Below are 25073 nucleotides of genomic sequence, written 5' to 3'. Positions count from 1 at the left end.
ACGCCGCGGCCTGCTTGGCGTAGCCGTGGACCTCCCGGATCGTGTCGTCGACGTCGACGAACGCGATGTCCTCCGCGCCCGCGCCGCTGACCAGGGCGGGAACTTTTCGAGCGAGCCCCGCCAGCAGCGCGCCGCTGATCTTGTCGAGCTGCTGGACGTGGCCGTGGGTGAACGAACGCAGGAACGTGCCCAGCGTCGACGGTGCCCGCACCCCGGCGAACAACCTGCCCATCCCGCCATGGCGCAGCAGGTCCAGATCATCGATCGAGTCCGCGCCGGCGAGCATCCCGCCGACCACGCTCGCCGCCTTCACCCCGGCGTTGGGCGAGGGCACCGTCAACTCCTCGAGGAGGTCGTGCAGACCAGCGGCCTCGGCCAGCCGCAGCGCCGGAACCAGGCCCGCCGCCGACACCAGATTCGACTCATCGAACACCGGCCGAACCGTGTGAGAGGGTTTCACTTACGAGGTGCCCTTCTGGGTGGTCGGATCTCGACGTCGCAATCAAGATCTTCCCCGCCCGGAAGGGCTCTCTCGTTCTACGCCACGCTCACCACACCGGTGGATCAGGGCTGAGCCGATCCCCGGGGCGGGCGTCGCCCCGGGGCACGCGCCGTCGGGCTGACCCACCACGGAGCCCCGCGGCGCCCCGGGCACGCGGCGTCGAGCCGGCCGGCCGCGGCGCCCCGCGCCTACCGCGCGGCCACCTGGCTGAGGGACACCACCTGCACCGTCACGGCGACGGCGACCGTGAGCACGAGGAAGCCGCGGGCCGTGCGGGCCAGGCCGCCCCGCCCGGCCGCCGGCCCCGGCGCGAGGCGCTCGACGGCGACCGGCACCGCCAGCCCGAAGAGCACGAACACCGGGGCGAACAGCGCGAGGGCGAGCAGCGGCCGCTCGAGCCGGGCGAAGGCGGGGTCGGCGGAGAACACGGCCCCGGGGACGAGCAGGAGGAACCCCGCGAACACCGGCGCCCGGACGCGGGCGCCGGCGGGCAGCACGGCCCGGACGCCGAGGTAGAGCAGCCCGCCGATCACCCCGACCAGCGCTCCCCACCCGAGGACCTGGGCCGTGCCCGCCCAGGTGACGTCACCGACGGCCGCACCGGAGGGCATGCGCGTGCCCAGGGCGTCCGGCGGCTGCGCGAGCGCGACCAGCCGCATGACGAGACGTCCGCCGGCCCCACCCACCACGAGCCCCGCCGCGGCGCCGACGGCCGCCGCCACCAGGACGCTGCGCAGCCAGGTCGGCATCGGCACCGCCACCTCCCGCACACCTGTCGTGAGAACGGACAGACTACGAAGAGAGCGCCCGTTCGTCTCGCGATCCGCGGGCCCACCGACCCACCACTGCCGTCCGAAACGGCCTCGCCGTCCGGGCCGGCGGCTACCGTGCGGACATGCGACGACGCACCCGGGAGTGGATCGGCGCCGGCGTGATCGCCGCCGTCGTCGGCGGCGTCATGGTCCTCGCCCCCACGCCGGACCCCTACGCCGCCGTGCTGGCCGAGGCGCGCAAGACCGCCTCGGACTTCCAGCTGGAGGTCCTGGCCGACGGCCTGATCACCGACGCGGAGATCGACCGCGGAATCGCCCAGATGGAGGACTGCCTGCGCGGACTCGGTGTCGAGCCATACGGCCAGGGCGGCATGGAGATCGCCGGCCAGGACGCCGAACGCTGTATCCAGACGACCGTGGGCGCCATCCACGAGCTGAAGTGGCGCATGGAGATGGACCCGGCGAACAAGGGCATGATGGTCGTCATCGCCGAGTGCCTCCACCGCCACGGGGTCCTCCCCGACCGGTACGAGCCGGCCGACTTCCGCGACAAGGACGTCACGGTCGACCCCGCGCTGGGCCTCGACCTCAGCGACGCCGCCGTCGGAGACTGCTTCAACGACCCGCGGAACTGACGCGGCGCGCCCGGCGGGCATGGCGCGCCGCAGGCGGTCTCGGCCGACCGGCACTCACCCTGCAGGGCGCTCGCCCGCACGCCGCCTCACCCTCGCGTCGCTGGCGGTCACCCTCGGATCACCCGGCAGGCCGCATCGCCGCGGGTGCGGCGCTGTCTACCGTGGCGGCCATGGAGGGCCTGACCTCGATCGCGCTCGGCGCCGGTGCGCTGTGGGGCCTCTACTGGGTCGTGCGCTCGGGCGTGAAGGGCGGTCTTCTCGACGCGGCGCGGGAGTGGGAACGAACGGCCAGGCGGACCGACGGGGGCACTGCCCGGGAGGACGACGCGGCCGGGTATACCCCCGGCGCCGGCGCGGAGCACGGGCGGGCGCGGCCGGCACCGAGGCCGCCGCTCGACACCCTGGCCTGACGGCCGCCACCCGCTCCGCGCCGGGAGGCTGCGCGCCGGCCGCGCGGACCGGCCACGCCGGGGGGCCGCACGGCCACCCCGGCGCGGGTGATCAGTGCTGGGCCGCCGCCGCGAGCCCGAGCTCCGTGTAACCGGCCAGGCCGTCGTGGCACGGCACGATGCGCACGGTGTAGCCGAACGGCCCGGTCTGGTCGAGCGTGCGCTCGCCCCGGAACGCGTACCGGCCGCCCTCGAGCGCCTCCGCCGGCTCCAGCGGCAGGACGATGAGGTCCCTGAGGTTGTCCGCCTCGTCCGGGCGTCCCGCCACGGCCTGCACCTCGACGTCCTCGGGGCGCAGGTCCCCCAGCGAGACGTAGGCGGTCATCGAGATCCGGTCGCCGACCTTGACGACGTCCGCGACGCCGTCGGCCTCGACGTGGTCGACGCGCACCGCGGGCCACGCCTGACGCACCCGGGTCTTCCACCGCGCCAGCTCGTCGGCGCCCCGGTGGTCGGAGGGGCCGTCGAGGGCGTGGGCGTACCCGGCCACCGGGCTGTATAGCCGCTCGACGTACTCCCGGACCATGCGCGTGGCCTGCACCTTGGGCCCGAGGGTGGCCAGGGTGTGCCGCACCATCTCCATCCAGTGGCGCGGGACGCCGTCGTCGTCACGGTCGTAGAAGCGCGGCACGACCGTGGACTCGAGGATCTCGTAGAGGGCGGCGGCCTCGAGCTGGTCGCGCGCCGCCGGGTCCTCCACGCCGTCGGCGGTGGGGATCGCCCAGCCGTTGCGGCCGTCGTACCACTCGTCCCACCAGCCGTCGAGGATGGAGAGGTTGAGCGCGCCGTTGAGGGCGCACTTCATGCCCGAGGTGCCGGAGGCCTCCAGCGGGCGCAGCGGGTTGTTGAGCCAGACGTCGCAGCCGGGCATGAGCGTCTGCGCCATGGCGATGTCGTAGTTGGGCAGGAAGACGATCCGCTCGCGCACCCCGGCCTGGTCGGCGAACTGGACGAGCCGCTGGATGAGTCCGACCCCCTGTTCGTCGTCCGGGTGGGACTTGCCGGCCACGACGATCTGGACCGGCCGCTCGGGGTCGGTGAGCAGCCGGGTGAACCGCTCGGGGTCGGACAGCATGAGCGTCAGGCGCTTGTAGGTCGGCACGCGGCGGGCGAAGCCGATGGTCAGCGCGTCGGGGTCGAGGACGCTGTCGGTCCAGCCGAGCTGGGCGGGCGAGGCGCCGCGGTCCAGCCAGGACTTGCGCACCCGGCGTCGGGCCTCCTTGACGAGCTTGCCGCGCAGCCGGTGGCGCATGTCCCACAGCTCGGCGTCGGAGACGCCGCCCTCCTCCGGGCTCAGCCGCCAGCCCTCGCCGGACTCGAGCTGCTCCCGGGTGAGGTGCCGCTCGGCCAGCTCCACGAACGACGGGTCGACCCAGGTCGGGGCGTGCACGCCGTTGGTGATGGAGGTGATGGGCACCTCGCTGACGTCGAAGCCGGGCCAGAGCTGGTGGAACATCTCCCGCGAGACCTTGCCGTGCAGCTGGGCCACGCCGTTGGCGCGCTTGGCGGCGCGCAGGCCGAGGATGGCCATGTTGAACACGCCGGGGTTGCCGCCCTCGTAGTCCTCCGCGCCCAGCGCCAGGACCTTCTCCAGCGGGATGCCGGGCAGCTCGGCGCCGCCGCCGAAGTACTCGGCGATGAGGTCGGCGCTGTAGCGGCTGATCCCGGCCGGGACCGGCGTGTGGGTGGTGAAGACCGTGCCGGCCTTGACCGCCTCGAGGGCGGTCTCGAAGGCCAGCCCCTCGGCCTCGATCAGCTCGTGGATGCGCTCGACGGCGAGGAAGCCGGCGTGGCCCTCGTTGCAGTGATAGACCTCCGGGCGCGGGGCGCCGGTGAGCCGGGAGTACAGGCGCAGGGCCTTGACGCCGCCCATGCCCAGAAGCAGCTCCTGCTGCAGCCGGTGGTCCGGCGAGCCGCCGTAGAGGCGGTCGGTGACCCGGCGGGCGGCGTCGTCGTTGTCGCTGACGTTGGAGTCGAGCAGGAGCAGCGGCACCCGGCCGACCTGGGCGAGCCAGACCTGGGCGTACAGGCGCCGGCCGCCCGGCAGCGGCAGCTGGACGCGCGCGGCGGTGCCGTCGGCCTCCCGGAGCAGCGTCAGCGGCAGGTTGTCCGGGTCGAGCAGCGGGTAGGTCTCGTGCTGCCAGCCGTCGCGGGTGAGGGACTGCTTGAAGTACCCCGCCCCGTAGAGCAGGCCGACGCCGACGATGGGCACCCCGAGGTCGGAGGCGGACTTGAGGTGGTCGCCGGCGAGGATGCCGAGGCCGCCGGAGTACTGCGGCAGGACGGCGGTGATGCCGTACTCGGCGGAGAAGTAGGCGATCGCGGCGGGCTTGTCGGGCGCGGTGCAGGAGGTCTGGTACCAGCGCGGCTCGGTGAGGTACCGCTGCAGGTCGGCGTCCAGCTCGTGCACCTGGGCCACGAGGGAGCGGTCCAGGGCCAGCTGCTCGAGCCGGCGGGGGGCGAGGGAGCCGAGGAGCGCGACGGGGTCCCCGTGAACGGCCTCCCACAGCTGGGGGTCGAGGGAGGCGAAGAGGTCCCGGGTCGGGGTGTGCCAGGACCACCTGAGGTTCTGCGCGAGCGCATCCAGCGGCGCCAGCGCCTCGGGCAGAACGGTGCGGACGGTGAATCGACGAATCGCTCTCACGCCGACGAGTCTAGACACGCTGAAACCGTTGCACGACCTTGCAGTCCGGTTTCAGCGCGGGGGCACGGCGGGCCCGCTCCGGGCGGCGCCGGAGCCGGGCCGGCGGGGGTGCGGGCGGGCGGTCCCGCGGGGCGTCCCCGGGCCCGGGCCGGCGGGGGCCGCCAGGCCCCGGCGGGGGTGTCGCGGCTGGTCAGCACGGTTCGCGGGGCCGCCGCCGGGTACCACGAACTGCCGTCGTCGCCGCCTCTCGGTAGGTTCGGGGCGTGATGTCCAAGCCGCGCAAGGACTCCGGCCGTCGCTGGTGGCTCCCTTCCTTCCGGCACGCTCCCGCGGCGCCGGACCGGCCCCCCGTGCCCGCGCAGCGGCGGATAGCGCCCCCGGGCTCACCCGCCGGCCACGGCGCCGCCGCACCGCGCGCGGCCGCCCAGCAGGAGGCCGGCCCGCCGGAGCCCTCACCCCCGGCGCAGCCCGGCGGCCACGAGGCCTCCGCGCCCCGGGAGCCGTCGGCCCCCGCCAGACCGGCGCCGACCGACCCGGCACGACCGGCCGCCACCCCCGCTCGGACCGCGAGCGCCAGCCCCGCTCGCGCCCCGAGCACCACCCCCGCGCCCGCCAGCGGCACCGACACGCCGGAGCGGGTAGCGTCTGCCGCGCAGGACGTCTCGTCCGCGGCGACGGGAGAGACGGCACCGCACCAGCCCGGAGCCGCCGCCCCCGACCCCATCGCAGCCCCTGTCCCCACCGAGGAGTCCACGCCCCGTGCGGGCGGTACGCCCATGACCTCATCAACCAGCTCCGCCACGCCGAGCACCCCAGCCGCCCCCCGCCCCGCCGAGACGACCGCCGTCGGCGCGACGCCGGCGCCCGCCGCGCCGCGCCCGGCGCCGTTCGCGCCCGTCGGCCGCATCCCGGTGGTCGAGGTCTCCCCCGTCCTCGAGGACGGCCGCTGGCCGGCCAAGGGCACCGAGGGCGAGGCGTTCCCCGTCCGCGCCACGGTCTTCCGCGAGGGCCACGACGCCGTCGCCGCCACCGCCGTGCTCGTCACGCCCGACGGGCGCGACCACTCCTGGGCGCACATGGTCGACATCGCCCCGGGCCTGGACCGCTACGAGGCCTGGCTCACCCCGGACCGGCCCGGCACCTGGGGCTTCCGGGTCGAGGGCTGGTCCGACCCCTACGGCACCTGGCGGCACGACGCGACGATCAAGGTCGACGCCGGGGTCGACGTCGAGCTCATGCTCACCGAGGGCGCGCTGCTCCTCGAGCGGGCCGCGGCCCGGGAGCTGCCGGCCGCGGCCGCGCGGGTGCTGCGCGACGCCGTCGCCGGCCTGCGCGACGCCGGCCGGCCCGCCCCCGCCCGCCTGGCCGCCGGCACCGCCGCCGAGGTGCGCGCGGTCCTGGCCGAGCACCCGCTGCGCGACATGGTCTCGCCGTCGGCCACCTACCCGGTCCAGGTGGACCGCGAGCGCGCGCTGGTCGGCTCCTGGTACGAGATCTTCCCCCGCTCGGTCGGCGCCCACCGGGACGCGGCCACCGGCGAGTGGGTCTCGGGCACCCTGCGCACCGCCGCCGACGGGCTGGGCCGCATCGCCGAGATGGGCTTCGACGTCGTCTACCTCACCCCGATCCACCCGATCGGCATGACCAACCGCAAGGGCCGCAACAACACCCTGGAGGCCCGGCCGGGCGACCCGGGCTCGCCCTACGGCATCGGCGCGCCCGAGGGCGGCCACGACGCCATCCACCCGGACCTGGGCACCTTCGCGGACTTCGACCACTTCGTCGCCCGGGCGCGCCAGCACGGCATGGAGGTCGCCCTCGACCTGGCGCTGCAGGCCTCCCCGGACCACCCGTGGGTCACCGAGCACCCGGAGTGGTTCACCACCCGGGCGGACGGCTCCATCGCCTACGCGGAGAACCCGCCGAAGAAGTACCAGGACATCTACCCGCTGAACTTCGACAACGACCCGGAGGGCATCTACGCCGCCGTCCGGGACGTGCTGGAGGTGTGGGTGGCGCACGGCGTGACGATCTTCCGCGTGGACAACCCGCACACCAAGCCCCTGGCCTTCTGGCAGCGGCTGCTCGCCGAGTTCCGCCAGACCCACCCGGACGTGCTCTTCCTCGCCGAGGCCTTCACCCGGCCGGCGATGATGCGCACGCTCGGCGCGATCGGGTTCCACCAGTCCTACACGTACTTCGCCTGGCGCACCGGCAAGCAGGAGATCGGCGAGTACCTCATGGAGCTCGCCTACGAGACGGACGCGCGGCTGCGGCCGGCGTTTTGGCCGACGACGCACGACATCCTCACCCCGTACATGCAGCAGGGCGGGGCCGCCGCGTTCGCCATCCGCGCGGTGCTCGCCGCCACCGGCTCGCCCACCTGGGGGATCTACTCCGGCTACGAGCTGGTCGAGAACGTCGCCCGGCCGGGCGCCGAGGAGCAGATCGACAACGAGAAGTACGAGTACAAGGAGCGCGACTGGTCCCGGGCGTCGAGCCTTGGCGTCGCCGACCTGCTCGGCAAGCTCAACGCCGTCCGGCGGGCGCACCCGGCGCTGCAGCGGCTGCGCAACGTGCACATCCACCCCACCGACGACGACCAGATCCTGTGCTTCTCCAAGCGCCTGACGGCGGAGCAGTCCCCCACCGGCCAGGAGGACACCGTCATCGTCGTGCTCAACCTCGACCCGTACACCACGCGCCAGACGCTTCTCCACCTCGACCTCGGCGCGCTCGGCATCGCCGGGGACGCCCACGCCCCGTGGCCGGTCATGGCCGCCTCGGACGAGCTGGGCGGGGAGACCTACCTGTGGGGGTCCGACCCGTTCGTCCGGCTCGCCCCGCACTCGCGCTGCGCCCACATCCTGTCGGTGAGGCCGCTGTGAGCGTCACGGAGCAGGCGGGCCCCTCGCCCTACAGCGCCCTGCCGCCGCGGGTCCAGCCCGTGGCGAACCTCCAGGCGCACCACCCGGGCCTGCGCGAGGACCCCGAGTGGTACCGCACGGCGGTGTTCTACGAGGTGCTGCTGCGGGCCTTCGCCGACTCGCGCGGGTCGGGCACCGGGGACCTGCGCGGCCTGATCGACCGCCTCGAGTACCTGCAGTGGCTCGGCGTGGACTGCCTGTGGCTGCCGCCGTTCTACCCCTCCCCGCTGCGCGACGGCGGCTACGACGTCTCCGACTTCACCTCCGTGGCGCCGGAGTACGGCACGCTGGAGGACTTCGAGGAGCTGATGCAGCAGGCGCACGCCCGCGGCATGCGCGTGATCATCGACCTGGTCATGAACCACACCAGCGACCAGCACCCGTGGTTCCAGTCCTCCCGCTCCAACCCCGACGGGCCCTACGGGGACTTCTACGTCTGGAGCGACGACAACACCAAGTACCCCGACGCCCGCGTCATCTTCGTCGACACCGAGACGTCGAACTGGACCTTCGACCCGGTGCGCCGGCAGTACTTCTGGCACCGGTTCTTCTCCCACCAGCCCGACCTCAACTTCGAGAACCCGGCCGTGCGCGAGGCGATGTTCGACGTCGTGCGGTTCTGGTGCCGGGTCGGCGTGGACGGCTTCCGGCTGGACGCGGTGCCCTACCTCTTCGAGGAGGAGGGCACCAACTGCGAGAACCTCCCCCGCACGCACCGCTTCCTGCGCGAGCTGCGCGCCATGATCGACCGGGAGTTCCCCGGCACGATCATGCTCGCCGAGGCCAACCAGTGGCCCGAGGACGTCGTGGAGTACTACGGCACCGAGTCGGCGCCCGAGTGCCACATGTGCTTCCACTTCCCGGTCATGCCGCGCCTCTACTACGCCCTGCGCGAGCAGCGGGCCCGGGCCATCCGCGACATCCTGGCCGACACGCCGCCGATCCCGGCCGGGGCCCAGTGGGGCACGTTCCTGCGCAACCACGACGAGCTGACCCTGGAGATGGTCTCCACCGAGGAACGCGCCGCGATGTACGGGTGGTACGCCGAGGACCCGCGCATGCGCGCCAACGTCGGCATCCGCCGGCGACTGGCGCCGCTGCTGGGCAACTCCCGGGCCGAGATCGAGCTCGCCCACGCGCTGCTGCTGTCGCTGCCGGGCTCCCCGACGCTGTACTACGGCGACGAGATCGGCATGGGCGACAACATCTGGCTGCCCGACCGGGACGCCGTGCGCACCCCCATGCAGTGGACGCCGGACCGCAACGCCGGCTTCTCCACCGCCGACCCCGGCAAGCTGTACCTGCCGGTGGTGCAGTCGCTCGTCAACCACTACGCCGCTGTCAACGTCGAGGCCCAGATCGCCCAGCCCACCTCGCTGCTGCACTGGGTGCGCGGCATCCTCGACGTCCGGCGCCGCCACCCCGTCTTCGGCAACGGCGAGTACCGGCCGCTGGAGGTGGACAACGACGCCGTCCTGGCCTTCACCCGCTCCAACGCCGAGGAGACGGTGCTGTGCGTGTTCAACCTCGCCAACACCGCCCGCTCGACGACGGTGCGCCTGCCCCGGCTGGCGGGCGCCCAGCTCACGGACGTCTTCGGCGGGGCGCGCTTCCCGGAGGTCGGCCCGGACGGGTCGGTGACCATCACCCTGGGCTCGCGGGACTTCTTCTGGCTGCTGCTCTCCCGCCGCGGCGCGCCGGCGGCCCCCGCGCCGATGACCGGGCTGCCCGCCCAGGTCCGCCCGGTGGAGGAGCCCGAGCCGGTCAGCCCGCTCAGCCCGGAGGCGGCGGAGCTGGCCCCGGCGACGGCGGGCGTGACGGCGTCCGGCGCCGGTCCGGGACCGGGGGCCGCGGCCGGGACCGGCGCCCCCGCGGCGACCTCGGCCGGCCCGGCCGGCGGTCTCGTCGCCGGCGCGCCGCCGCGGCCGGAGACGTACGTCGTGCCGTCCACCTCGGCCGCGCCGCACAGCGCGTCCGCGCCGCGGGCCCCCGAGCTGCCGTCCCCGGCCGCCACCGGGCAGCTGCCCGCCCCGGGGATGCCCGCCGAGCTGCCGCAGGGGTTCACGCCGCCCGGGGTCGCCGACGGCGACCTCGGGGATGCCGTCGAGGTCGGCCCGGGGGCCGCGGCGGCGGGCGCCGCCGGCGGACCGGCGGTCAACCCGGCCGGACCCGGTCCGGCCGGCCCGGCGCCCGGGTCCACCGGCAACGGCGTCGCCAACGGTTTTGTCAACGGCGCCGGCCGGCGCGGCCCGGCCGACGCCCTCGGCCCGGCGCCCCGGCGCACCGACCCCACCGCCCAGACGCCCGAGTCATGACGGCCTCGGAGGCGCTGCGGGCCGCGCTGCCCGCCTGGATGGCCCGGCAGCGGTGGTACACGGGCAAGGGCCGCGAGCCGCGCCTGGAACCGGTCGGCGGGCTCGCGCTGCCCGGGCCGGACGGCGTGGACGTCGCCACGTGGCTCGTGCGCGACGTCGGTGCCGCCGACCCGGTGCTGTACCAGGTGCCGCTGACCGTGCGGCCGGCCGCCGTGCCCGGGCTCGAGCACGCCGTCGTGGCCGAGGGGCCCGGGCAGGTCGTCTACGACGGCTGCCACGACCCGGCCGGCGCCGCCGCGCTGCTCGCCGCCGTGGTCGACGAGGCGCGCCTCGGCCCGCCGGGCGGCGACGAGGCACCGGCCGATCCCGCGGACGCCGCCGGCCCGGCGCGGCCCGGCGGGGCCGTCGTCGGCGCGCGGGGGCACCGCATCGGCGCGCCCGTGTCCGCCACCGGCTCGCGCGTGCTGCGTGGGGAGCAGTCCAACACCTCGATCATCTTCGACGTCGCCGCCGGCGCGCCGGTCATCCTCAAGGTCTTCCGGGTGGTCCAGGCCGGGCGCAACCCCGACGTCGAGGTGCAGGAGGCCCTGGCGTCGGGGGGCAGCACCCGCGTGCCGCGCCCGCTGGGCGACCTGCTCGGCTGGTGGCCCGCCGGGGCGCAGCGCGCCGAGGGGCACCTGGCCTTCGCCCAGGAGTTCCTCCCCGGCGTCGAGGACGCCTGGCGGGTCGCGCTGCGCGCCCTGGAGACCGGCACTGACTTCGCCGGCCGGGCCCGCGCCCTCGGGGAGGCCACCGCCGAGGTGCACGCCGTCCTCGCGCGCACCCTGCCCACCGCCGAGGCGGACGCCGCCGCGCGGGAGGCCGTGCTGAGCGGCTGGCGCCAGCGCTTCGCCGCCGCCCGCGACGCCGTCCCCGAGCTGGCCGCCCGCGCCGACGACGTCGAGGCGGTGCTGCGCGCCGGGGCCGCGGCGCCCTGGCCGCCGCTGCAGCGCATCCACGGCGACTACCACCTCGGCCAGGTGCTCGACGTGCCGGGCCGCGGCTGGGTGCTCCTGGACTTCGAGGGCGAGCCGCTGCGGCCGCTGGCCGAGCGCACCGCCCCGGACCTGCCGCAGCGGGACATCGCCGGGATGCTGCGCTCCTTCGACTACGCCGCGGGCTCGGCGACGGTCGCCGCCGGCGAGTCCGGCCACGGCGACCGGGCCGCCAACCGGCCGGCCTCCACCGGGCCGGTGGCGGTCCAGGCCGCCGAGCTGGACGCCCACCACGCCTGGGCGCGCCGGGCCCGGGAGGCCTTCCTCGACGGCTACGGCGCCGCCACCGGGCGCGACCCGCGCGCCGACGCCGCCCTGCTGCGCGCGCTCGAGCTCGACAAGGCGCTCTACGAGGCCGTCTACGAGGCGCGCAACCGGCCCGACTGGCTGCCCATCCCCCGTGCTGGGGTCGCCCGGCTCCTGGCCGGCTGACGAGACGCGCGCACCGGCAGGGGTGATGGAAGAGTGGTGCCCATGGACCGCGACCTCAGCCACGACGCCCCCACCGGCCCCGATGCCTCCGCGACCACCAGCGCGGCGCCTCTCCCGGTCGAGCCCGCCGAGCTGCACCGTGTCGCCTACGGCTACTCGCACGACCCCCACGCCGTCCTCGGCCCCCACGTCGGCGATTCCGGGGTGACCGTCCGTACGGCGCGCCACCTGGCTGACGCCGTCGAGATCGTCACCGCCGCCGGGACCTACGCGGCCACCCACGAGCAGGACGGCGTGTGGGTCGCCGTCCTGCCTGGCCGGCAGGTGCCCGACTACCGGGTGCGGGTGACGTACGGGGACGTCAGCAGCGTCGTCGACGACCCGTACCGCTTCCTGCCCACGCTCGGCGAGCTCGACCGGCACCTCATCGCGGAGGGGCGCCACGAGGAGCTGTGGACGGTGCTCGGCGCCCACGTGCACACCTACCCCAGCGAGCTGGGCGAGGTCCGCGGCGTCGGCTTCGCGGTGTGGGCGCCCAACGCCCGGGCGGTGCGCGTCATCGGCGACTTCAACGGCTGGGACGGCACCACCAGCGCCATGCGGTCGCTGGGCAGCGCGGGCGTGTGGGAGCTGTTCCTGCCCGACGCCACCGCCGGGCAGAAGTACAAGTACGAGATCCAGTACCAGGACGGCTCCTGGCACCAGAAGGCCGACCCGATGGCCCGCCGCACCGAGGTGCCCCCGGCCACCGCCTCCGTCGTCGAGGTCTCCGAGTACACCTGGGACGACGACGCCTGGCTCGCCCGCCGGACCCACACCAACCCGCACACCGGGCCGATGAGCATCTACGAGGTCCACCTCGGCTCCTGGCGGCCGGGGCTGGGCTACCGCGAGCTGGCCGAGGAGCTCGTCGCCCACGTCACGCACCTGGGCTTCACGCACGTCGAGTTCCTCCCCGTGGCCGAGCACCCGTTCGGCGGGTCCTGGGGCTATCAGGTCACCTCGTACTACGCCCCGACGGCGCGCTTCGGCACCCCCGACGACCTGCGCTACCTCATCGACCGCCTCCACCAGGCCGGCATCGGCGTCATCCTCGACTGGGTGCCGGCGCACTTCCCCAAGGACGCCTGGGCGCTCGCCCGCTTCGACGGCACCTCCCTGTACGAGGACCCCGACCCGCTGCGCGGGGAGCAGCAGGACTGGGGCACCTACGTGTTCAACTACGGCCGGCGGGAGGTGCGCAACTTCCTCGTCGCCAACGCCCTGTACTGGCTGCAGGAGTTCCACGTCGACGGGCTGCGGGTGGACGCCGTCGCCTCCATGCTCTATCTGGACTACTCGCGCCAGCCGGGCCAGTGGCGGCCGAACGTGCGCGGCGGGCGGGAGAACCTCGAGGCCATCAGCTTCCTGCAGGAGACGACGGCGACGGCCTACCGCAAGGTGCCCGGGATCGTCATGGTCGCCGAGGAGTCCACGGCCTGGCCGGGGGTGACCGCCCCGACCTCCCACGGCGGCCTGGGGTTCGGCCTGAAGTGGAACATGGGCTGGATGAACGACACCCTGCGGTACCTGGCGGAGGAGCCGATCAACCGCCGCTACCACCACGGGGAGCTGACGTTCTCCCTCGTCTACGCGTTCTCCGAGCAGTTCATCCTGCCGCTGAGCCACGACGAGGTCGTGCACGGCAAGGGCTCGCTGCTCACCAAGATGCCCGGGGACCGCTGGCAGCAGCTGGCCGGCGTGCGGGCGCTGCTGGCCTACCAGTGGACCCACCCGGGCAAGCAGCTGCTGTTCATGGGCCAGGAGTTCGCCCAGGAGGCCGAGTGGAGCGAGGCCCGCGGGCTGGACTGGTGGCAGATGGACGACCCCGGCCACGCCGGCGTCGCCCGCCTGGTCAAGGACCTCAACGAGGTCTACGCGGCGCACCCGGCCCTGTGGGCGGAGGACTTCTCCAACCGCGGGTTCGAGTGGATCGAGATGAGCGACGGCGACCACAACACCCTCGCCTACCTGCGCCGCACCCGCGACGGGGAGCAGACGGTGGTGTGCGTCATCAACTTCGCCGGCACCCCGCACGAGGGCTACCGGGTGGGGCTGCCCCAGGGCGGGGACTGGCTCGAGGTGCTCAACACCGACGCCCCGGTCTACGGCGGCTCCGGCGTGGGCAACCTCGGGCGGGTGCGCGCCGAGAACGTCGGCTGGCACGGCCGGCCGGCCTCGGCCGTGCTGCGCGTGCCGCCCCTGGGCGCGCTCCTGCTGGTCGCGGACACCGCCCCGCGCCCGACGGCGGCGGCGGACACGGCGGCGACCGGGGCGGGCTCCGGCGCGCCGGGGTCCGCGGCGACGGCGGCCGGGTCCGGGATGACGGCGACGGCCGAGACCGCCCGGCCAGGCGGCGAGAGCACCCGGCCGCGCGACAACAGCACCCGGCCTGAGAGCACCCAGCCGCGCGACAACAGCACCCGGCCGCGCTCTGAAGGTCCCGGCCCCGTGCGGAGCGACCGCCACCCCGCGCGCTGAGTCGTCACGTCCGCCCGCGGGTCCGATGCCGTAATGGCGCCGGGGCCGCGTGACCAGACGCCACCGTCGCAGGCGTGCGCGGTCTGTGGGTAAACAACGTCCGGCATCCCCGGACGTTGTTTACCCGTTGTGTCGCGCCGCTGTGTCCGCGCCGCGATGCAGGAAGGGTCGCGCCCGCGCGGGGCGTCAGTCCAACGCGGCCTGGCCTGCACACCTCAGCACCGCGCGGCCTGCCGCACACCTCGGCACCGCGCGGCCCGGCCCGCGGAGCTCAGTACAGCGCGCTGGCCAGCTGACGCCGGGCCGCCTGGACCTCCGGCGTCGGTCCGGCGATGTCGAACAGCTCGATGAGCCGCAGCCGGGCCTGCTCGCGGTCGTCCCCGGCGGTGGCCCGCACGACGGCGAGCAACCGGTCGAACGCGGCGCCGAACTGCCCGGTCGTGGCCTCGACGTCGGCGGCGGCCAGCTGCGCGGCCACGTCGGCCGGGCCGGCGGCGGTCGCGCGGCGGAGCACCTCGTCCGGGTCGTGCTGCTCCACCCGCCGGATGAGCTGGACCTGCAGCAGCGCGGCCTTGGCGTCGGCGTCGCGCGGATTCTCGTTGAGGGCTTGGGTGTAGGCGGCCTCGGCCGCCTCGAGGTCGCCGCGCTCGATGGCGGCCAGCGCCTCGGCGTGCAGCGGCGGCAGCGGCGGCTCGGCCGGGGCCTCGGCGACGTCGTCGCCGGCGTCCTCGAGCACCCCCGTGACGCCGTTCTGGGCGGCCACGCGCAGCACCTCGTCGAGGACCTGGCGCACCTGGTCCTCGGGGTAGGCGCCCTGGAACAGCGGCAGCGGCTGGCCGGCGACGAGCGCGACCACCGTGGGCACCGCCTGCACCTGCAGGGCCGCGGCGATCTGCGGGTTCGCATCGCCGTCGACCCGGGCGAGCTGGAACCGGCCGCCGTACTCGCGGGCGAGCTTCTCCAGGACGCCGTCGAGCTCCGCGGTGGCGCCGGAGCGGGCGGACCCGAGCAGCAGGATCACCGGGACCTGGGTGGACAGCTGCACCGTCTGCCCGAAGGTCGCCTCGCTGACCTCGGTGATGACGGCCCCCGGCACGGCCCCTCCCGCGGCGCCCCCGGGCGCCGCGGCCTGCTGCTGCCCGGCGGGCGGGCCCGCGAGGGCGGAGAGGTCCACCGCTCCGTGGAGGTTGACGCGGGGCATCGGCTGGCTCATGGTCGTCCTTCGTCCTTCATCCGTCTCGGTGGCCGGGCGCTGTGCCCGGTCGGCTGCATCATCCCGCAGCCGGGGCCTCGGCGTCGTTCCGGCTGACCTCGGTGAGCACGGTCTTGGCGCCCAGCGGCCGGATCTGCTTCGCCTCGCCGCCGGCGGGCGGCACGTAGAACGCCACGAGCACCTCGGAGACGCCGGACACCGTGCCGCGGACCTGCTTGTCCTGGCCGAGCAGCGCCCCGATCTCGCCGCCGACCGTCAGGGTCGCCCCGGGCACGGTCTTGCGGATGGTCTGCGTGGAGCTCAGCTCGGCCAGGACGATGGCGCCGCCGTCGGCCGTGGCGAGGGCCTGCGGGGCGTCGTCGCCGACGGCGTAGCTGATCGTCGCGTCGCCCGCGGCCTCGATGCGGCTGTCGAGGTCCGTGATCGCCTTGCGCGAGCTGTCCTTGTACGGGTCGCCGGCGAACTGGTTGGCGTACTCGCTGTCCTGCTTGTTCAGCGTGTCGACGTAGCGCTCGACGGCCTGCGCCGGCGTCGCGACCAGCCCCTCGGAGTCCGGGCCGAGCTGCTTGGAACCGGTGTCGGGGTGGATCAGCGGGGGCGTCTCGATGCCGGGGAAGAGCTCGACCCAGCCCCACAGCTTGTAGGGGGTGCGGGCGTCGGGCTGCGCGAAGGCGAGCAGGAGGGGCAGGTTGGCCCCCTCGGGCACCTGGGTGATGACCATCGCGGTGCGCGGGAAGTCGTACGTCGCGGCGACCGCCTCCACCTGGGTGGCGGTCGTGACGGGCGACGGCGCGGCGTTCCCGCCCGTGGCCTCCGCCAGGCGGTACTCGGACTGACGCAGCTCGAGGGCCGGGCCGGTGAGCCGGGGGTCGAGGGCCTGGGGGTCCTTGGCCTCGTCCGCCTTCTGGAAGGTCGCGGCCGTCTCCGTCAGGATCCGGTCCAGGCGGTCGCCGTCGAGCACCGGCGGTGGGGTCTCGGCGGTGGGCTCGGGATCGGGCTGGGGCAGCTGCGAGCTGCAGCCGGCGAGGAACGCCAGCGACAGCGCGGCGCCCGCCGCCACGGACAGCCGGGTGCGACGCCTCATCGCTGCTCCTCCTCGTCGCGGGTCTCCTCGCCGTCGGCGCGGCCGTCCTGCCACTCACCGCCGGACTGCTCCACCTCCGGGCCGTCGTCCGTCGCCTGCGTGCGCTCGCCGAATCCCCACATGCTGCGCCAGCTGGGCGGCGCCGCCGCCTCGCCGGCTCCTCCTTCCTCCTCGTGCCCCCCTGCCTCGGCCGCGCCGGTCTCCTCCGTCTCGCGCGACTCGGGGGACCGGGTGGCGGCGGGCACCACGCCGGCGCCGCGGGCGCCGGCCGCGGACCCGCCATCCTGGGTCGCGGCAAGACGCTCGGTCGGGTCGCCCACCGCGGCCATCTGCTCGGTGCGGTCCCCGCTCGTGCCGACGCGCTCGGCCCCGTCACCCACGGCGGTCATCTGCTGCGTCTCGTCCCCGGCGCCGGTGTCCTCGCCGGCCGTGTCGGACGCCTCACGGTCGCGGCGGTACTCCGCGGCCCGCGGCGACGCCGGGACGATCCCGGCGCCGCGCGCCGAGCCGGCCGCAGCCGCGCCGTCGTCGACCTCGTCGTCGGCCACCGTCTCTTCCGCCGCGACGGCCGGGACCACGGCCGTGGCCGTCTCCTCGGGCCCGCCGCGCCAGCCGCGGCCCTGCTGCGCCGCTGCTCGGGCCTGCTCGCGCAGCTGGCGGCGGGTCAGGCCGGCGGTCTCGGCCGCCGGGAGCACGACGGTCTCGTCCTCCGGTGCCGCGGCCACGGCCTGGCGGCGGCGCAGCTCGCGCGCCGTCAGGCCCTCGAGGATGGCCAGCGCGAGGCCGGCCAGGAGCAAGATCACACCAACGATCAGGCCGGGCACGAGCCAGGGGGTGCTGACCTCCCGCGGCCAGCTCAGCGAGACCTGCGGCGCGGGCCCGGTCCCGTCGGTCGCCGCCAGCAGGCTCCAGCGCCCCTCCCGGTCCTTCCAGGACATCTCCGCCGTCCCCGTGCCGGTCTGCTCGCTGACCCACAGGTCGGAGCCCGCGGGGCTGGGCAGCGCGGCCTGGCCCTCGGCGGGCGTCGCGCCCGCGGTCGCCTCACCGCCTGCGACGTCCTTCACCGCCAGCTGCTCCCAGCTGCTCAGCCCCGTGATGCGGGTGTGCGGCGCGCCGTCCACCCAGGCCAGGACGTCCTCGGTGCGCCCGACAGCGAGGGTGACGGGCTGGCCGTCGTCCGCGGTCGCGACGATCCGGACGTCCGGCGCGACGGCGTCGAGCACACCGGCGTCGGAGATCACCACCGGCGTGGCGGGTCGGGCGGGCAGGGTCAGGGTCGCGGTGTTCGTGGGGCGCCACACGGTGGCAGAAGCGATCGCCAGCGCGATGGCGATCACCCCGAGCACCATGAGGACGGCAGAGATGATCCGACGATTCACGAGGTGGAGGGTCCTCCCGTTCCGGGATGCAGGGCATCGTCAACGGGCCAGAATACGGTGCCCCCGGGCGGGGCGCTCCCCCGTCGTCGGGCGACGCGGTGCAGCGCCCCCGTCACCCCCCCTGGTCCGGGCGACCACGCGGACCTCGCCGCTGCCCCTTGTCCGGGCGACCAGCCCGGACGTCGCCGCCACCCCCCTGTCCGGGCGGCCGCCCCGGCACCGCCGGCCCTGTCCGAGCGACCGCTGCGTCCCACTGGCGGCGCCTCCGCCGAGCCCCCTCGGCCTGCGTGGTTAGTCTGGGGAGACGCTCATCCGGCCTCAGGGGGGTCGGGTACGACACGGAGGACTGAGTGTGAGCAACGAGCGACCGGTGTTCCCGGTGGTCATGCGCGGCTACGACCGCGCGCAGGTCGACCAGCGCGTGCAGGCGCTGAGCGAGGCTCTGGGCGAGGCCCGGCGTGAGGTGGAGACGCTTGACGGTCGCGTCATGAAGATGTCCGGCGAGCTGTCCGAGGCACAGCGCCAGCTGCGGGAGAACGAGCGCCCCACCTATGCCGGCCTCGGGTCCCGGGTGGAGCGGTTGCTCCGCTCGGCCGAGGAGCAGGCGCTGGAGGTGGTCAACCGCGCCAACGACGACGCCCAGAAGACCCTCGAGCGCGCGCGGACCAGCGCCCGGGCGGTGCAGGAGCGCGCCGAGCAGGAGGCGGCCCAGCGGCTCGCCGAGGCCCGCCAGGAGGCCGAGCACCTCGAGTCGCACACGCGCGCCGAGTCCGAGACCACGCTGCTCAACGCCCGCCGCCGCGCCGAGGAGCTCGTCGCCTCCGCCGAGCGCGAGGCCGCCCGGCTGTCCGCCGCCAGCACCGCCGAGGCCAGCGAGCGGCGTGCCAGCCTCGAGCGCGAGCTCGGGGTGATGCGGACGACGACGGAGAAGGTCGCCACCGAGATGCGCGCCCACGCCGAGCAGGAGGCGGCCAGCGTTCGCGCCCGGGCCGAGCAGGAGGCCGCCGAGGCCTTCGCGGCCGCCAAGGCCCGCATCGACACCATGACCGGCGACGCCGAGAGCCGCGCGCTCGACGCCGAGCGACGGCTGGCCGAGGCCGTGCAGCGCTGCGAGCGGCTGCTGGTCGAGACCGACACGACCGTGCGCGAGCGCGAGGAGCACGCCCGCACCGAGGTCGCCCGCCTCCTGGCCGACGCGCAGGCCGAGGCGGCCCGGTTGCACAGGGAGGCCCAGGCGGACGCGGAGGCCACCCTGGCGACCGCGCAGCGCCGGGTCGAGGAGCTCACGCGCCAGCGCGAGGAGGTCGCCGCCTACCTCGACGACATGCGCGGGATGCTCGGGCTGTCCGCGGCGGCCGCGGCGGCCGCGGGCGAGGCGCCGCCCGCCCCGCCGGCCCCGCCTGCGGCGAAGCCGACGGCACCCACGCCTGACGTCAAGGCCGCGGCTCCGGCACCCGCCGAGAAGGCGCCGGCTGGCAAGGACACCGGTGGCCCGGCACCGGCCGGCACGGCATCGAGCGACGCCCCGGCAGCCAAGACGACGACGGAGTCGAAGCCCGCCGCAACCGCGGACGAGCCGCCCGCCCCGCCCGCCGTCAAGGCCCCCGCGGCCAAGCCGGCAGCGGAGAAGACATCCCCGGCCAAGCCGGCAGCGGAGAAGGCGTCCCCCGCCAAGCCGACGTCCCAGGCGAAGCCCGCCGAGAAGGCGGACGCGACCACGAAGCCCGACGCCGCCGAGAAGGCGGACGCGACCACGAAGCCCGACGCCGCCGGCGAGCCGCCCGCCCCGCCCGCCGCCACGGCGCCGCAGGCCAAGCCGGCAGCGGAGAAGTCGCAGGCCACGGCCGAGAAGGCACCGCCGGCGAAGCCCGACGCCGAGGACCAGACCGACGAGACCGCGGTGCTCGAACTGCCCGTCGCGCCGGACGACGTCGCCCGCCTCGCCGGCCCCGACGAGGTGCGCGCGGTCGAGGAGCCCGCCGACCCGACCGAGCGCATCGAGGCCGTCGGCCCGGACACCCAGAAGATGGACGCCATCCAGGACGCCCCGACGACACCCGCCAAGAACGCTCCGCGGCCGAGCGCGCCCCGCTCGCCCGCGCGCGGGGCGGGCAAGCCGCGTTCGCGCGGCGGCCGCTAGCGGCGCACGGCGTCCGGCAGGGCACGGCGTCCGGCGGGCGGGTGGCTCCACCCGCCGACCGGACGCCGGCCACGCCCTCAGGCGCGCAGCGCGTCGCGGGCCAGCTCCAGCGCCCGCTCCGGGGTCAGGCCCAGCTCGCGCGCCCGGGCGGCATAGGCGGCGGCCGCCGCCTTGGCCCCGTGCTCGGCGTCGTCGTCGGCGACGACGGTGCCCGACCGCCCCCGGGTGACCACCGCACCGGCCTGCTCGAGCTCGCGGTACGCCCGGGCGACGGTGTTGACCGCCAGCCCGAGGTCGCCCGCGAGCGCCCGCACCGTGGGCAGCCGGGTGCCGGGCTGCAGCGCGCCGGCCTCGATGGCGGCGGCCAGCTGGGCCCGCACCTGCTCGTAGGGCGGGGTGGCGGAGGCGGGGTCGACGCCGAGGTCGAGGTCCATCAGCGCACCATCCGCAGCGCGAGGAGATGTCCGCCGGCGGCGACCTGCTCGCGGGCGCCGTCCGCCTCGAATCCGTGGGAACGGTAGAAGCCCTGCGCCTGGGTGTTGGCCTCCGCGACCCACAGGAAGCACGGCGCGTCCCCGATGGCCAGCTCGAGGAGGTGGGTGCCGGTGCGCCGGACCTGCTCGGCGGCGAGAACGTACAGCCGCGACAGCTGCAGCGGCCGCACGCCGCTGGGCCCGGCGGCGAGCGCCGTCGCGAACCCGACGACCTCGTCGTTGCGCTGCGCCACCCACGTCATGGTGGCGCCGGGGGCGGCCAGCGTGGCCTCCCAGCGCCCGGGGCCCTCGACCTCCCGCTGGGCGTAGACCGCGGCGGGGACGAGATCGCCGTAGGTCTCCCGCCAGGCCTGGAGGTGGGCGCGGGCGATCGCGGGGGCGTCGAGCACCGTCGCGGGGCGGATGCGGGCGGCGGGGAAGGTCGGCATGTCCCCAGCGTAGGGCGCCCGCGCCGGCGGGCCGGTCGGCGGAGCGGCGGGGCCGCCGAGCGGTCCCCGGCGCGCTGCTCCCCGGCGCGCCGTCCGGTCTCCCACCCGGGACGGGGCCGCGCCAATCAGGACACGGCGCCCTGGGCGCAGCGCTCGTGCAGGGCGCGCAGGGCGGCGGCGACCTCCGCGGGCGCCTCCACGGCGCTGAGGTGACCGGCCCGCGGCACCACGACGACCTCGACGTCCCCCAGCGCCTCCGCCATGGTGCTCGCCGCCGCCTGCGGCGCCGACGCGTCCTCGGCGCCGCGCAGCACGAGCGCCGGCACCTGGAGGTCCTCCAGCGCGGTGACCCGGTCGGGCCGGGCGGCCATCGCGCGCTGGGCCCAGGCGATCCCGGCCGGTGGGGCGTTAGCCAGCCACGCGCCCACGCGCTCGACGACCTCGGGGCGCTCCGCCTGGCTGGTCGCGCCGAGGACCTGGGTGACCATCGGCGCGACCGCGGCGGCGCCCCGCGCCTCGGCGTCCGCGGCGACCTGGAGCCGGGTGGCGCGGGCGGCGTCGTCGTCCGCGGCGGCCTTGGTGTCCAGCAGGCCGGCGCCGGCGAGCAGGCCCCGGCGCCGTTCGGCGAGCGCGAGGACGGCGTAGCCACCCATGGAGATCCCCGCGACGACGGCGCGGTCGATCCCGGCGTGGCCGAGCGCGGCGGCGACCGCGTCGGCGTAGGTCTCCAGGGACGGCTCGGCCGGCCGGCCCACCTCCGCGGCGACGGCGTCGGGGGCCGGGGAGGCGCCGAAGCCGGGGGCGTCGATCGTGACGACGGAGAGGTCGGGCAGCTGGGCGACGACGTCGTCCCACATGCGCGCGTCGAGCGGGAAGGCGTGCAAGAGGACGAGCGGGAGCCCCTCGTCGGGGCCGTGACGGTGCAGGGCGAGGGTCATGGGCCGAGCATGGCACGGCCCGCGCCCGGTCCGCTCGGGCGGATCGCGCCACAAAGTCCCCCGGCGCGGACCGGCGACCTGCGGCGTTGGTGGGCGCACGGCGCCCCGACGACGACTTGGTGGCGCGTTTGTGCCGTCGTGTCAGCGGGTGGGCCGCCGACGCCCGCGGGCCTGCCAGCAGGCGCTGTGCCAGTGGCGGCGGTCGTCGATGCCGGCCTGCGCGCCGAGCAGGTGGTCGGTCTGCCAGGCGACGACGTGGGCGACCCCCGGCGGGATGAGCTGGTCGCAGCCGGGGCAGCGGTAGGACTTGTCCGACCCGCGCACCTGCCGCACCGAGTACGACCCGCCGTCGGGCCCGTGCTCGCTGCGCGGCATGCCCCTGAGCCGCTCCGGGTCCAGCGGCACGTGCTCCGTCCCGTAGGGACGGCGGCGCGAGCGACGGGAGGAGGGCATGGCCTCATTGTCGCCCCCGGCCCGGGCAGCGTGCGAGCAGGGTCCGGGCGGGGAGCGTCAGTCCGGCAGCGCGCCGGTGCGCGCCAGCTGGGCGTACCAGCGGGCGGAGTCCTTCAGGGTGCGCCGCTGCGTGTCGTAGTCCACCCGGACGATGCCGAACCGCTTGCTGTAGCCGTACGACCACTCGAAGTTGTCGAGCAGGGACCACACGAAGTACCCCTGCACGTTGGCACCGTCCGCCCGGGCGCGGCCGACGGCGTCGATGTGCCGGCGCAGGTAGTCCACGCGGTCGGGGTCGTGCACCTCGCCGTCGGGCCCGGGGGCGTCGTCGAACGCGGCGCCGTTCTCGGTGACCATGAGCGGCAGGCCGTCGTAGGCGTTGTCGAGGGCGGTGAGCAGCTCGTAGATGCCCTCCGGCTCGATGTTCCAGCCCATCGCGGTGGTCGGGCCGGCGGTCGGGAGGAACTCCACACGGTCGAGGCCCACCCAAGGACTGGCCGGGCCGTTGCCGTGGCCGCCGGACCCGCCGGACCCGCGGGACCCGTCGGCGGGGCCGTCGCTGCGGCGCACGGAGTTGGTGAAGTAGTAGTTCACCCCCAGGACGTCCAGGCGCTGGCGGATGAGGGCGAGGTCGCCGGGCCGGACGTAGCCGGCGTCGGTGATGTCGCGGGTGAGGTCGCGCAGCCCGATGGGGTAGGAGCCGTCGAGCATCGGGCCGAGGAAGATGTGGTTGCCGACCAGGTCCACCTCGTGCGCGGCCTCGAGGTCGGCGGCGGACTCGGGGTCGGCCGGGCGGGTGACGTGCAGGTTGAGGCTCACGGAGACCTGGGCGGACTCGCCCAGCTCGTCCCGGATGGCGGCCGCGGCCAGGCCGTGGGCGAGGTTGAGGTGGTGGGCGGCGGCCAGGGCGGCGGCCGGCTCGGTGCGCCCGGGGGCGTGCTCCCCGGCGGCGTAGCCGAGGAACGCCGAGCACCACGGCTCGTTCACCGTGATCCACAGCGCGACCCGCTCCCCCAGCGCCCGGGCCATGGCGCGCGCGTACTCTGCGAAGGCGTAGGCGGTCTCGCGGGTGGTCCAGCCACCGGCGGCCTCGAGCTCGCTGGGCAGGTCCCAGTGGTAGAGGGTGACCACGGGCGCGATGCCGGCGGCGCGCAGGGCGTCGAGCAGCCGGGTGTAGAACGTCACGCCCTCGGGGTTGAGCGGGCCGCGGCCGCCCGGCTGGACCCGCGGCCAGGAGATCGACAGCCGGTAGGCGCCCAGCCCCAGCTCGGCCATGAGGGCCACGTCCTCCTGCCAGCGGTGGTAGTGGTCGTCCGCGACGTCGCCGGTGTCGCCGCCGCGGGTGCGCCCGGGCGTGTGCGAGAAGTCGTCCCAGATCGACCGGCCGCGGCCGCCCTCGGTGGCGGCGCCCTCGATCTGGTACGCGGCGGTCGCCGCGCCCCACACGAAGCTGTCCGGGAACGTGCGCTGGTTCATGTGACCTCCTGGCCGAGACGGTGGACGGCGAGGGGCCGCAGGTCGGCGTCGGTGACGACGACGTCGGCGCGGCGGCCGGCCTCGAGGGCCCCGACGTCGCGGCGGCCCAGGACGGCCGCGGGCGTGCTCGCGGCCATGTAGACGGCGTCGACGAGCGGGACGCCGCCGGCGACGGTGGTGCGGACGACGTCGAGCAGGTGCGCGGTGCCGCCGGCGATGGTCCCGTCGACGCTGAGCCGGGCGACCCCGCCGGCGACGGTGACCTCCATGGAGCCGAGCCGGTAGGCGCCGTCGGGCATGCCGGCGGCCGCCATGGCGTCGGTAACGAGGGCGGCGTTCTCCCGCCCGACCAGCTCGTAGACCGCGCGGACCACGGCGGGCGCGAGGTGCACGCCGTCGCCGATGAGCTCGACGACGGCGGCGCCGCGGCGGGCGGCGGCGAGGAACTCGCCGATGGGGCCCGGATCCCGGTGGTGCAGCGGGCGCATCCCGTTGAAGAGGTGGGTGACGGTGGGGCGCGCGGCGCGGGCGCCGGCAGTGGCGCGCAGCAGCTCGGCGGACTCGGCGAGGGCGCGGCGGGTCTCCTCCGGCCCGGCGTCGGTGTGGCCCCAGGCGGGCAGCGCGGCGCCGGCGACGAGGCGGGCGGCGACGCCGTCGGGCCCGGTGTTGCCGGGGCGCTCGGGCGCGAGCGTCATGGTGGCGACGTGCCCGCGGCCGAGGGCGAGGAGCTCGCCGGCGAGGGCGGGGTCGGGCGCCCGCATGAGGGCCGGGTCCTGGGCGCCGCAGCGCGCCGGGGACAGGAAGGGGCCCTCGAGGTGGATGCCGTCGATCTCCCCGGCGTCGGCGAGGTCGGCGAGCAGGCCCACGCGCGCGCGCAACGTGTCCGGGGCGGCGGTGACGAGCGAGGCGACCAGGGTGGTGGTGCCGTGGCGGCGGTGCTCGACGACGGCGCCCAGCGCGGCCGGGGCGTCCTCGGCGTCGGGGAAGGACGCCCCGCCGCCGCCGTGGCAGTGCAGGTCGACCAGGCCGGGCAGCACGTAGCGGCCGTCCGTGGGCGCGGGCGTGGCGGCGACGGCGGTCCCGTGGCCGGCGGCCGCGGCCTCCTCGACCGGGCCGACCCAGGCGATCCTCGGCCCGGCGAGGACGACGGCGCCGTCGCTCAGCACGCGGTCGGCGGTCACGACCCGCCCGCGCAGCGCCCGGTGCTCGTCAGCCATGCCCCCCATCCAACACCCGC

Annotated in this window: 17 protein-coding genes and 2 pseudogenes; 7 read left to right on the top strand and 12 right to left on the bottom strand. The window is 75.9% G+C overall.

Annotated features, from left to right (window positions below):
• Window positions 1-460 (bottom strand): annotated as a pseudogene (locus GD880_RS04485) (IS1380 family transposase); the annotation flags it as partial.
• A gap of 230 nt (window positions 461-690) precedes the next feature.
• Window positions 691-1257, bottom strand: a complete 567-nt coding sequence (locus GD880_RS04480) for a hypothetical protein (protein ID WP_152230405.1) — start codon at window positions 1255-1257, stop codon at window positions 691-693.
• Window positions 1258-1397: 140 nt separating this feature from the next.
• Between GD880_RS04480 and GD880_RS04475 the strand changes: the two genes are divergently transcribed.
• Both GD880_RS04475 and GD880_RS04470 read left to right on the top strand, forming a co-directional pair.
• Window positions 1398-1910: a hypothetical protein gene (locus GD880_RS04475; RefSeq protein ID WP_152230404.1), complete on the top strand. Its 513-nt coding sequence runs from the start codon at window positions 1398-1400 to the stop codon at window positions 1908-1910.
• A 170-nt stretch (window positions 1911-2080) separates the two neighbouring features.
• Window positions 2081-2320 carry a hypothetical protein gene (locus GD880_RS04470; protein WP_152230403.1) on the top strand — a complete coding sequence of 80 codons (240 nt, stop codon included), beginning with the start codon at window positions 2081-2083 and terminating at the stop codon, window positions 2318-2320.
• 91 nt (window positions 2321-2411) lie between these two features.
• On the opposite strand, the gene glgP is transcribed toward GD880_RS04470, so the two are convergent.
• Window positions 2412-5003, bottom strand: coding sequence for an alpha-glucan family phosphorylase (gene glgP, locus GD880_RS04465; protein ID WP_152230402.1), 2592 nt, complete (start codon window positions 5001-5003; stop codon window positions 2412-2414).
• Between the two features lie 776 nt (window positions 5004-5779).
• Here glgP and GD880_RS04460 point away from each other — a divergent pair.
• The 4 genes and pseudogenes from GD880_RS04460 (at window position 5780) to glgB (ending at window position 14231) form a co-directional block, all read left to right on the top strand.
• On the top strand, window positions 5780-7891 hold the full coding sequence (locus GD880_RS04460) for an alpha-1,4-glucan--maltose-1-phosphate maltosyltransferase (RefSeq protein WP_152230401.1): 2112 nt from the start codon (window positions 5780-5782) through the stop codon (window positions 7889-7891).
• Between the two features lie 59 nt (window positions 7892-7950).
• A pseudogene (gene treS, locus GD880_RS04455) lies at window positions 7951-9615 on the top strand (maltose alpha-D-glucosyltransferase); the annotation flags it as partial.
• Between the two features lie 626 nt (window positions 9616-10241).
• On the top strand, window positions 10242-11711 hold the full coding sequence (locus GD880_RS20600; protein WP_152230400.1) for a maltokinase N-terminal cap-like domain-containing protein: 1470 nt from the start codon (window positions 10242-10244) through the stop codon (window positions 11709-11711).
• A gap of 42 nt (window positions 11712-11753) precedes the next feature.
• Complete coding sequence (gene glgB / locus GD880_RS20595) at window positions 11754-14231, top strand: 1,4-alpha-glucan branching protein GlgB (protein ID WP_152230399.1); 2478 nt, start codon at window positions 11754-11756, stop codon at window positions 14229-14231.
• 271 nt (window positions 14232-14502) lie between these two features.
• On the opposite strand, the gene GD880_RS04440 is transcribed toward glgB, so the two are convergent.
• From GD880_RS04440 to GD880_RS04430, 3 genes are read right to left on the bottom strand one after another with little or no spacing between them, the layout of a single operon-like run.
• Entirely contained in the window at window positions 14503-15444 is a 942-nt protein-coding gene (locus GD880_RS04440; RefSeq protein WP_152230398.1) for a tetratricopeptide repeat protein, read from the bottom strand.
• A gap of 58 nt (window positions 15445-15502) precedes the next feature.
• Window positions 15503-16528, bottom strand: coding sequence for a hypothetical protein (locus GD880_RS04435; RefSeq protein WP_152230397.1), 1026 nt, complete (start codon window positions 16526-16528; stop codon window positions 15503-15505).
• Window positions 16525-17907 (bottom strand): hypothetical protein, encoded by a 1383-nt coding sequence (locus GD880_RS04430; protein WP_152230396.1) that lies wholly within the window; start codon window positions 17905-17907, stop codon window positions 16525-16527. Before GD880_RS04430 ends, GD880_RS04435 begins: the two co-directional genes overlap by 4 nt.
• 352 nt (window positions 17908-18259) lie before the next feature.
• On the opposite strand from GD880_RS04430, the gene GD880_RS04425 reads away from it, so the two are divergent.
• A complete protein-coding gene (locus tag GD880_RS04425; RefSeq protein ID WP_152230395.1) occupies window positions 18260-20047 on the top strand; it encodes a hypothetical protein in 1788 nt (595 codons plus the stop codon).
• A gap of 77 nt (window positions 20048-20124) precedes the next feature.
• On the opposite strand, the gene GD880_RS04420 is transcribed toward GD880_RS04425, so the two are convergent.
• The 6 genes from GD880_RS04420 to GD880_RS04395 form a co-directional block, all read right to left on the bottom strand.
• Window positions 20125-20481, bottom strand: coding sequence for a GntR family transcriptional regulator (locus tag GD880_RS04420; RefSeq protein ID WP_152230394.1), 357 nt, complete (start codon window positions 20479-20481; stop codon window positions 20125-20127).
• Entirely contained in the window at window positions 20481-20969 is a 489-nt protein-coding gene (locus tag GD880_RS04415) for a GNAT family N-acetyltransferase (RefSeq protein ID WP_152230393.1), read from the bottom strand. Before GD880_RS04415 ends, GD880_RS04420 begins: the two co-directional genes overlap by 1 nt.
• A 125-nt stretch (window positions 20970-21094) precedes the next feature.
• Window positions 21095-21907 carry an alpha/beta fold hydrolase gene (locus GD880_RS04410; protein ID WP_152230392.1) on the bottom strand — a complete coding sequence of 271 codons (813 nt, stop codon included), beginning with the start codon at window positions 21905-21907 and terminating at the stop codon, window positions 21095-21097.
• A 141-nt stretch (window positions 21908-22048) separates the two neighbouring features.
• Window positions 22049-22360: a hypothetical protein gene (locus GD880_RS04405; RefSeq protein WP_152230391.1), complete on the bottom strand. Its 312-nt coding sequence runs from the start codon at window positions 22358-22360 to the stop codon at window positions 22049-22051.
• A 57-nt stretch (window positions 22361-22417) separates the two neighbouring features.
• Window positions 22418-23836: a glycoside hydrolase family 1 protein gene (locus tag GD880_RS04400; RefSeq protein WP_152230390.1), complete on the bottom strand. Its 1419-nt coding sequence runs from the start codon at window positions 23834-23836 to the stop codon at window positions 22418-22420.
• On the bottom strand, window positions 23833-25053 hold the full coding sequence (locus GD880_RS04395) for an amidohydrolase family protein (RefSeq protein ID WP_152230389.1): 1221 nt from the start codon (window positions 25051-25053) through the stop codon (window positions 23833-23835). The genes GD880_RS04400 and GD880_RS04395 overlap by 4 nt, the downstream gene beginning before the upstream one ends.
• Window positions 25054-25073 lie beyond the last annotated feature (20 nt).

It is taken from the genome of Georgenia ruanii, assembly GCF_009193175.1.
GTDB classification, from domain to species: Bacteria; Actinomycetota; Actinomycetes; order Actinomycetales; family Actinomycetaceae; genus Georgenia; species Georgenia ruanii.
This window is presented reverse-complemented; position numbering and strand designations above follow the sequence as displayed.

Bases quoted from the DNA above. Each gene is read 5' to 3' on its own strand.
- GD880_RS04440 (WP_152230398.1), bottom strand. From the start codon at position 15,444: ATGAGCCAGCCGATGCCCCGCGTCAACCTCCACGGAGCGGTGGACCTC.
- GD880_RS04435 (WP_152230397.1), bottom strand. From the start codon at position 16,528: ATGAGGCGTCGCACCCGGCTGTCCGTGGCGGCGGGCGCCGCGCTGTCG.
- GD880_RS04395 (WP_152230389.1), bottom strand. From the start codon at position 25,053: ATGGCTGACGAGCACCGGGCGCTGCGCGGGCGGGTCGTGACCGCCGAC.
- GD880_RS04410 (WP_152230392.1), bottom strand. From the start codon at position 21,907: ATGACCCTCGCCCTGCACCGTCACGGCCCCGACGAGGGGCTCCCGCTC.
- GD880_RS04420 (WP_152230394.1), bottom strand. From the start codon at position 20,481: ATGGACCTCGACCTCGGCGTCGACCCCGCCTCCGCCACCCCGCCCTAC.
- GD880_RS04405 (WP_152230391.1), bottom strand. From the start codon at position 22,360: ATGCCCTCCTCCCGTCGCTCGCGCCGCCGTCCCTACGGGACGGAGCAC.
- GD880_RS04400 (WP_152230390.1), bottom strand. From the start codon at position 23,836: ATGAACCAGCGCACGTTCCCGGACAGCTTCGTGTGGGGCGCGGCGACC.
- GD880_RS04475 (WP_152230404.1), top strand. From the start codon at position 1,398: ATGCGACGACGCACCCGGGAGTGGATCGGCGCCGGCGTGATCGCCGCC.
- GD880_RS04460 (WP_152230401.1), top strand. From the start codon at position 5,780: ATGACCTCATCAACCAGCTCCGCCACGCCGAGCACCCCAGCCGCCCCC.
- glgB (WP_152230399.1), top strand. From the start codon at position 11,754: ATGGACCGCGACCTCAGCCACGACGCCCCCACCGGCCCCGATGCCTCC.
- GD880_RS04470 (WP_152230403.1), top strand. From the start codon at position 2,081: ATGGAGGGCCTGACCTCGATCGCGCTCGGCGCCGGTGCGCTGTGGGGC.
- GD880_RS04415 (WP_152230393.1), bottom strand. From the start codon at position 20,969: ATGCCGACCTTCCCCGCCGCCCGCATCCGCCCCGCGACGGTGCTCGAC.
- GD880_RS20600 (WP_152230400.1), top strand. From the start codon at position 10,242: ATGACGGCCTCGGAGGCGCTGCGGGCCGCGCTGCCCGCCTGGATGGCC.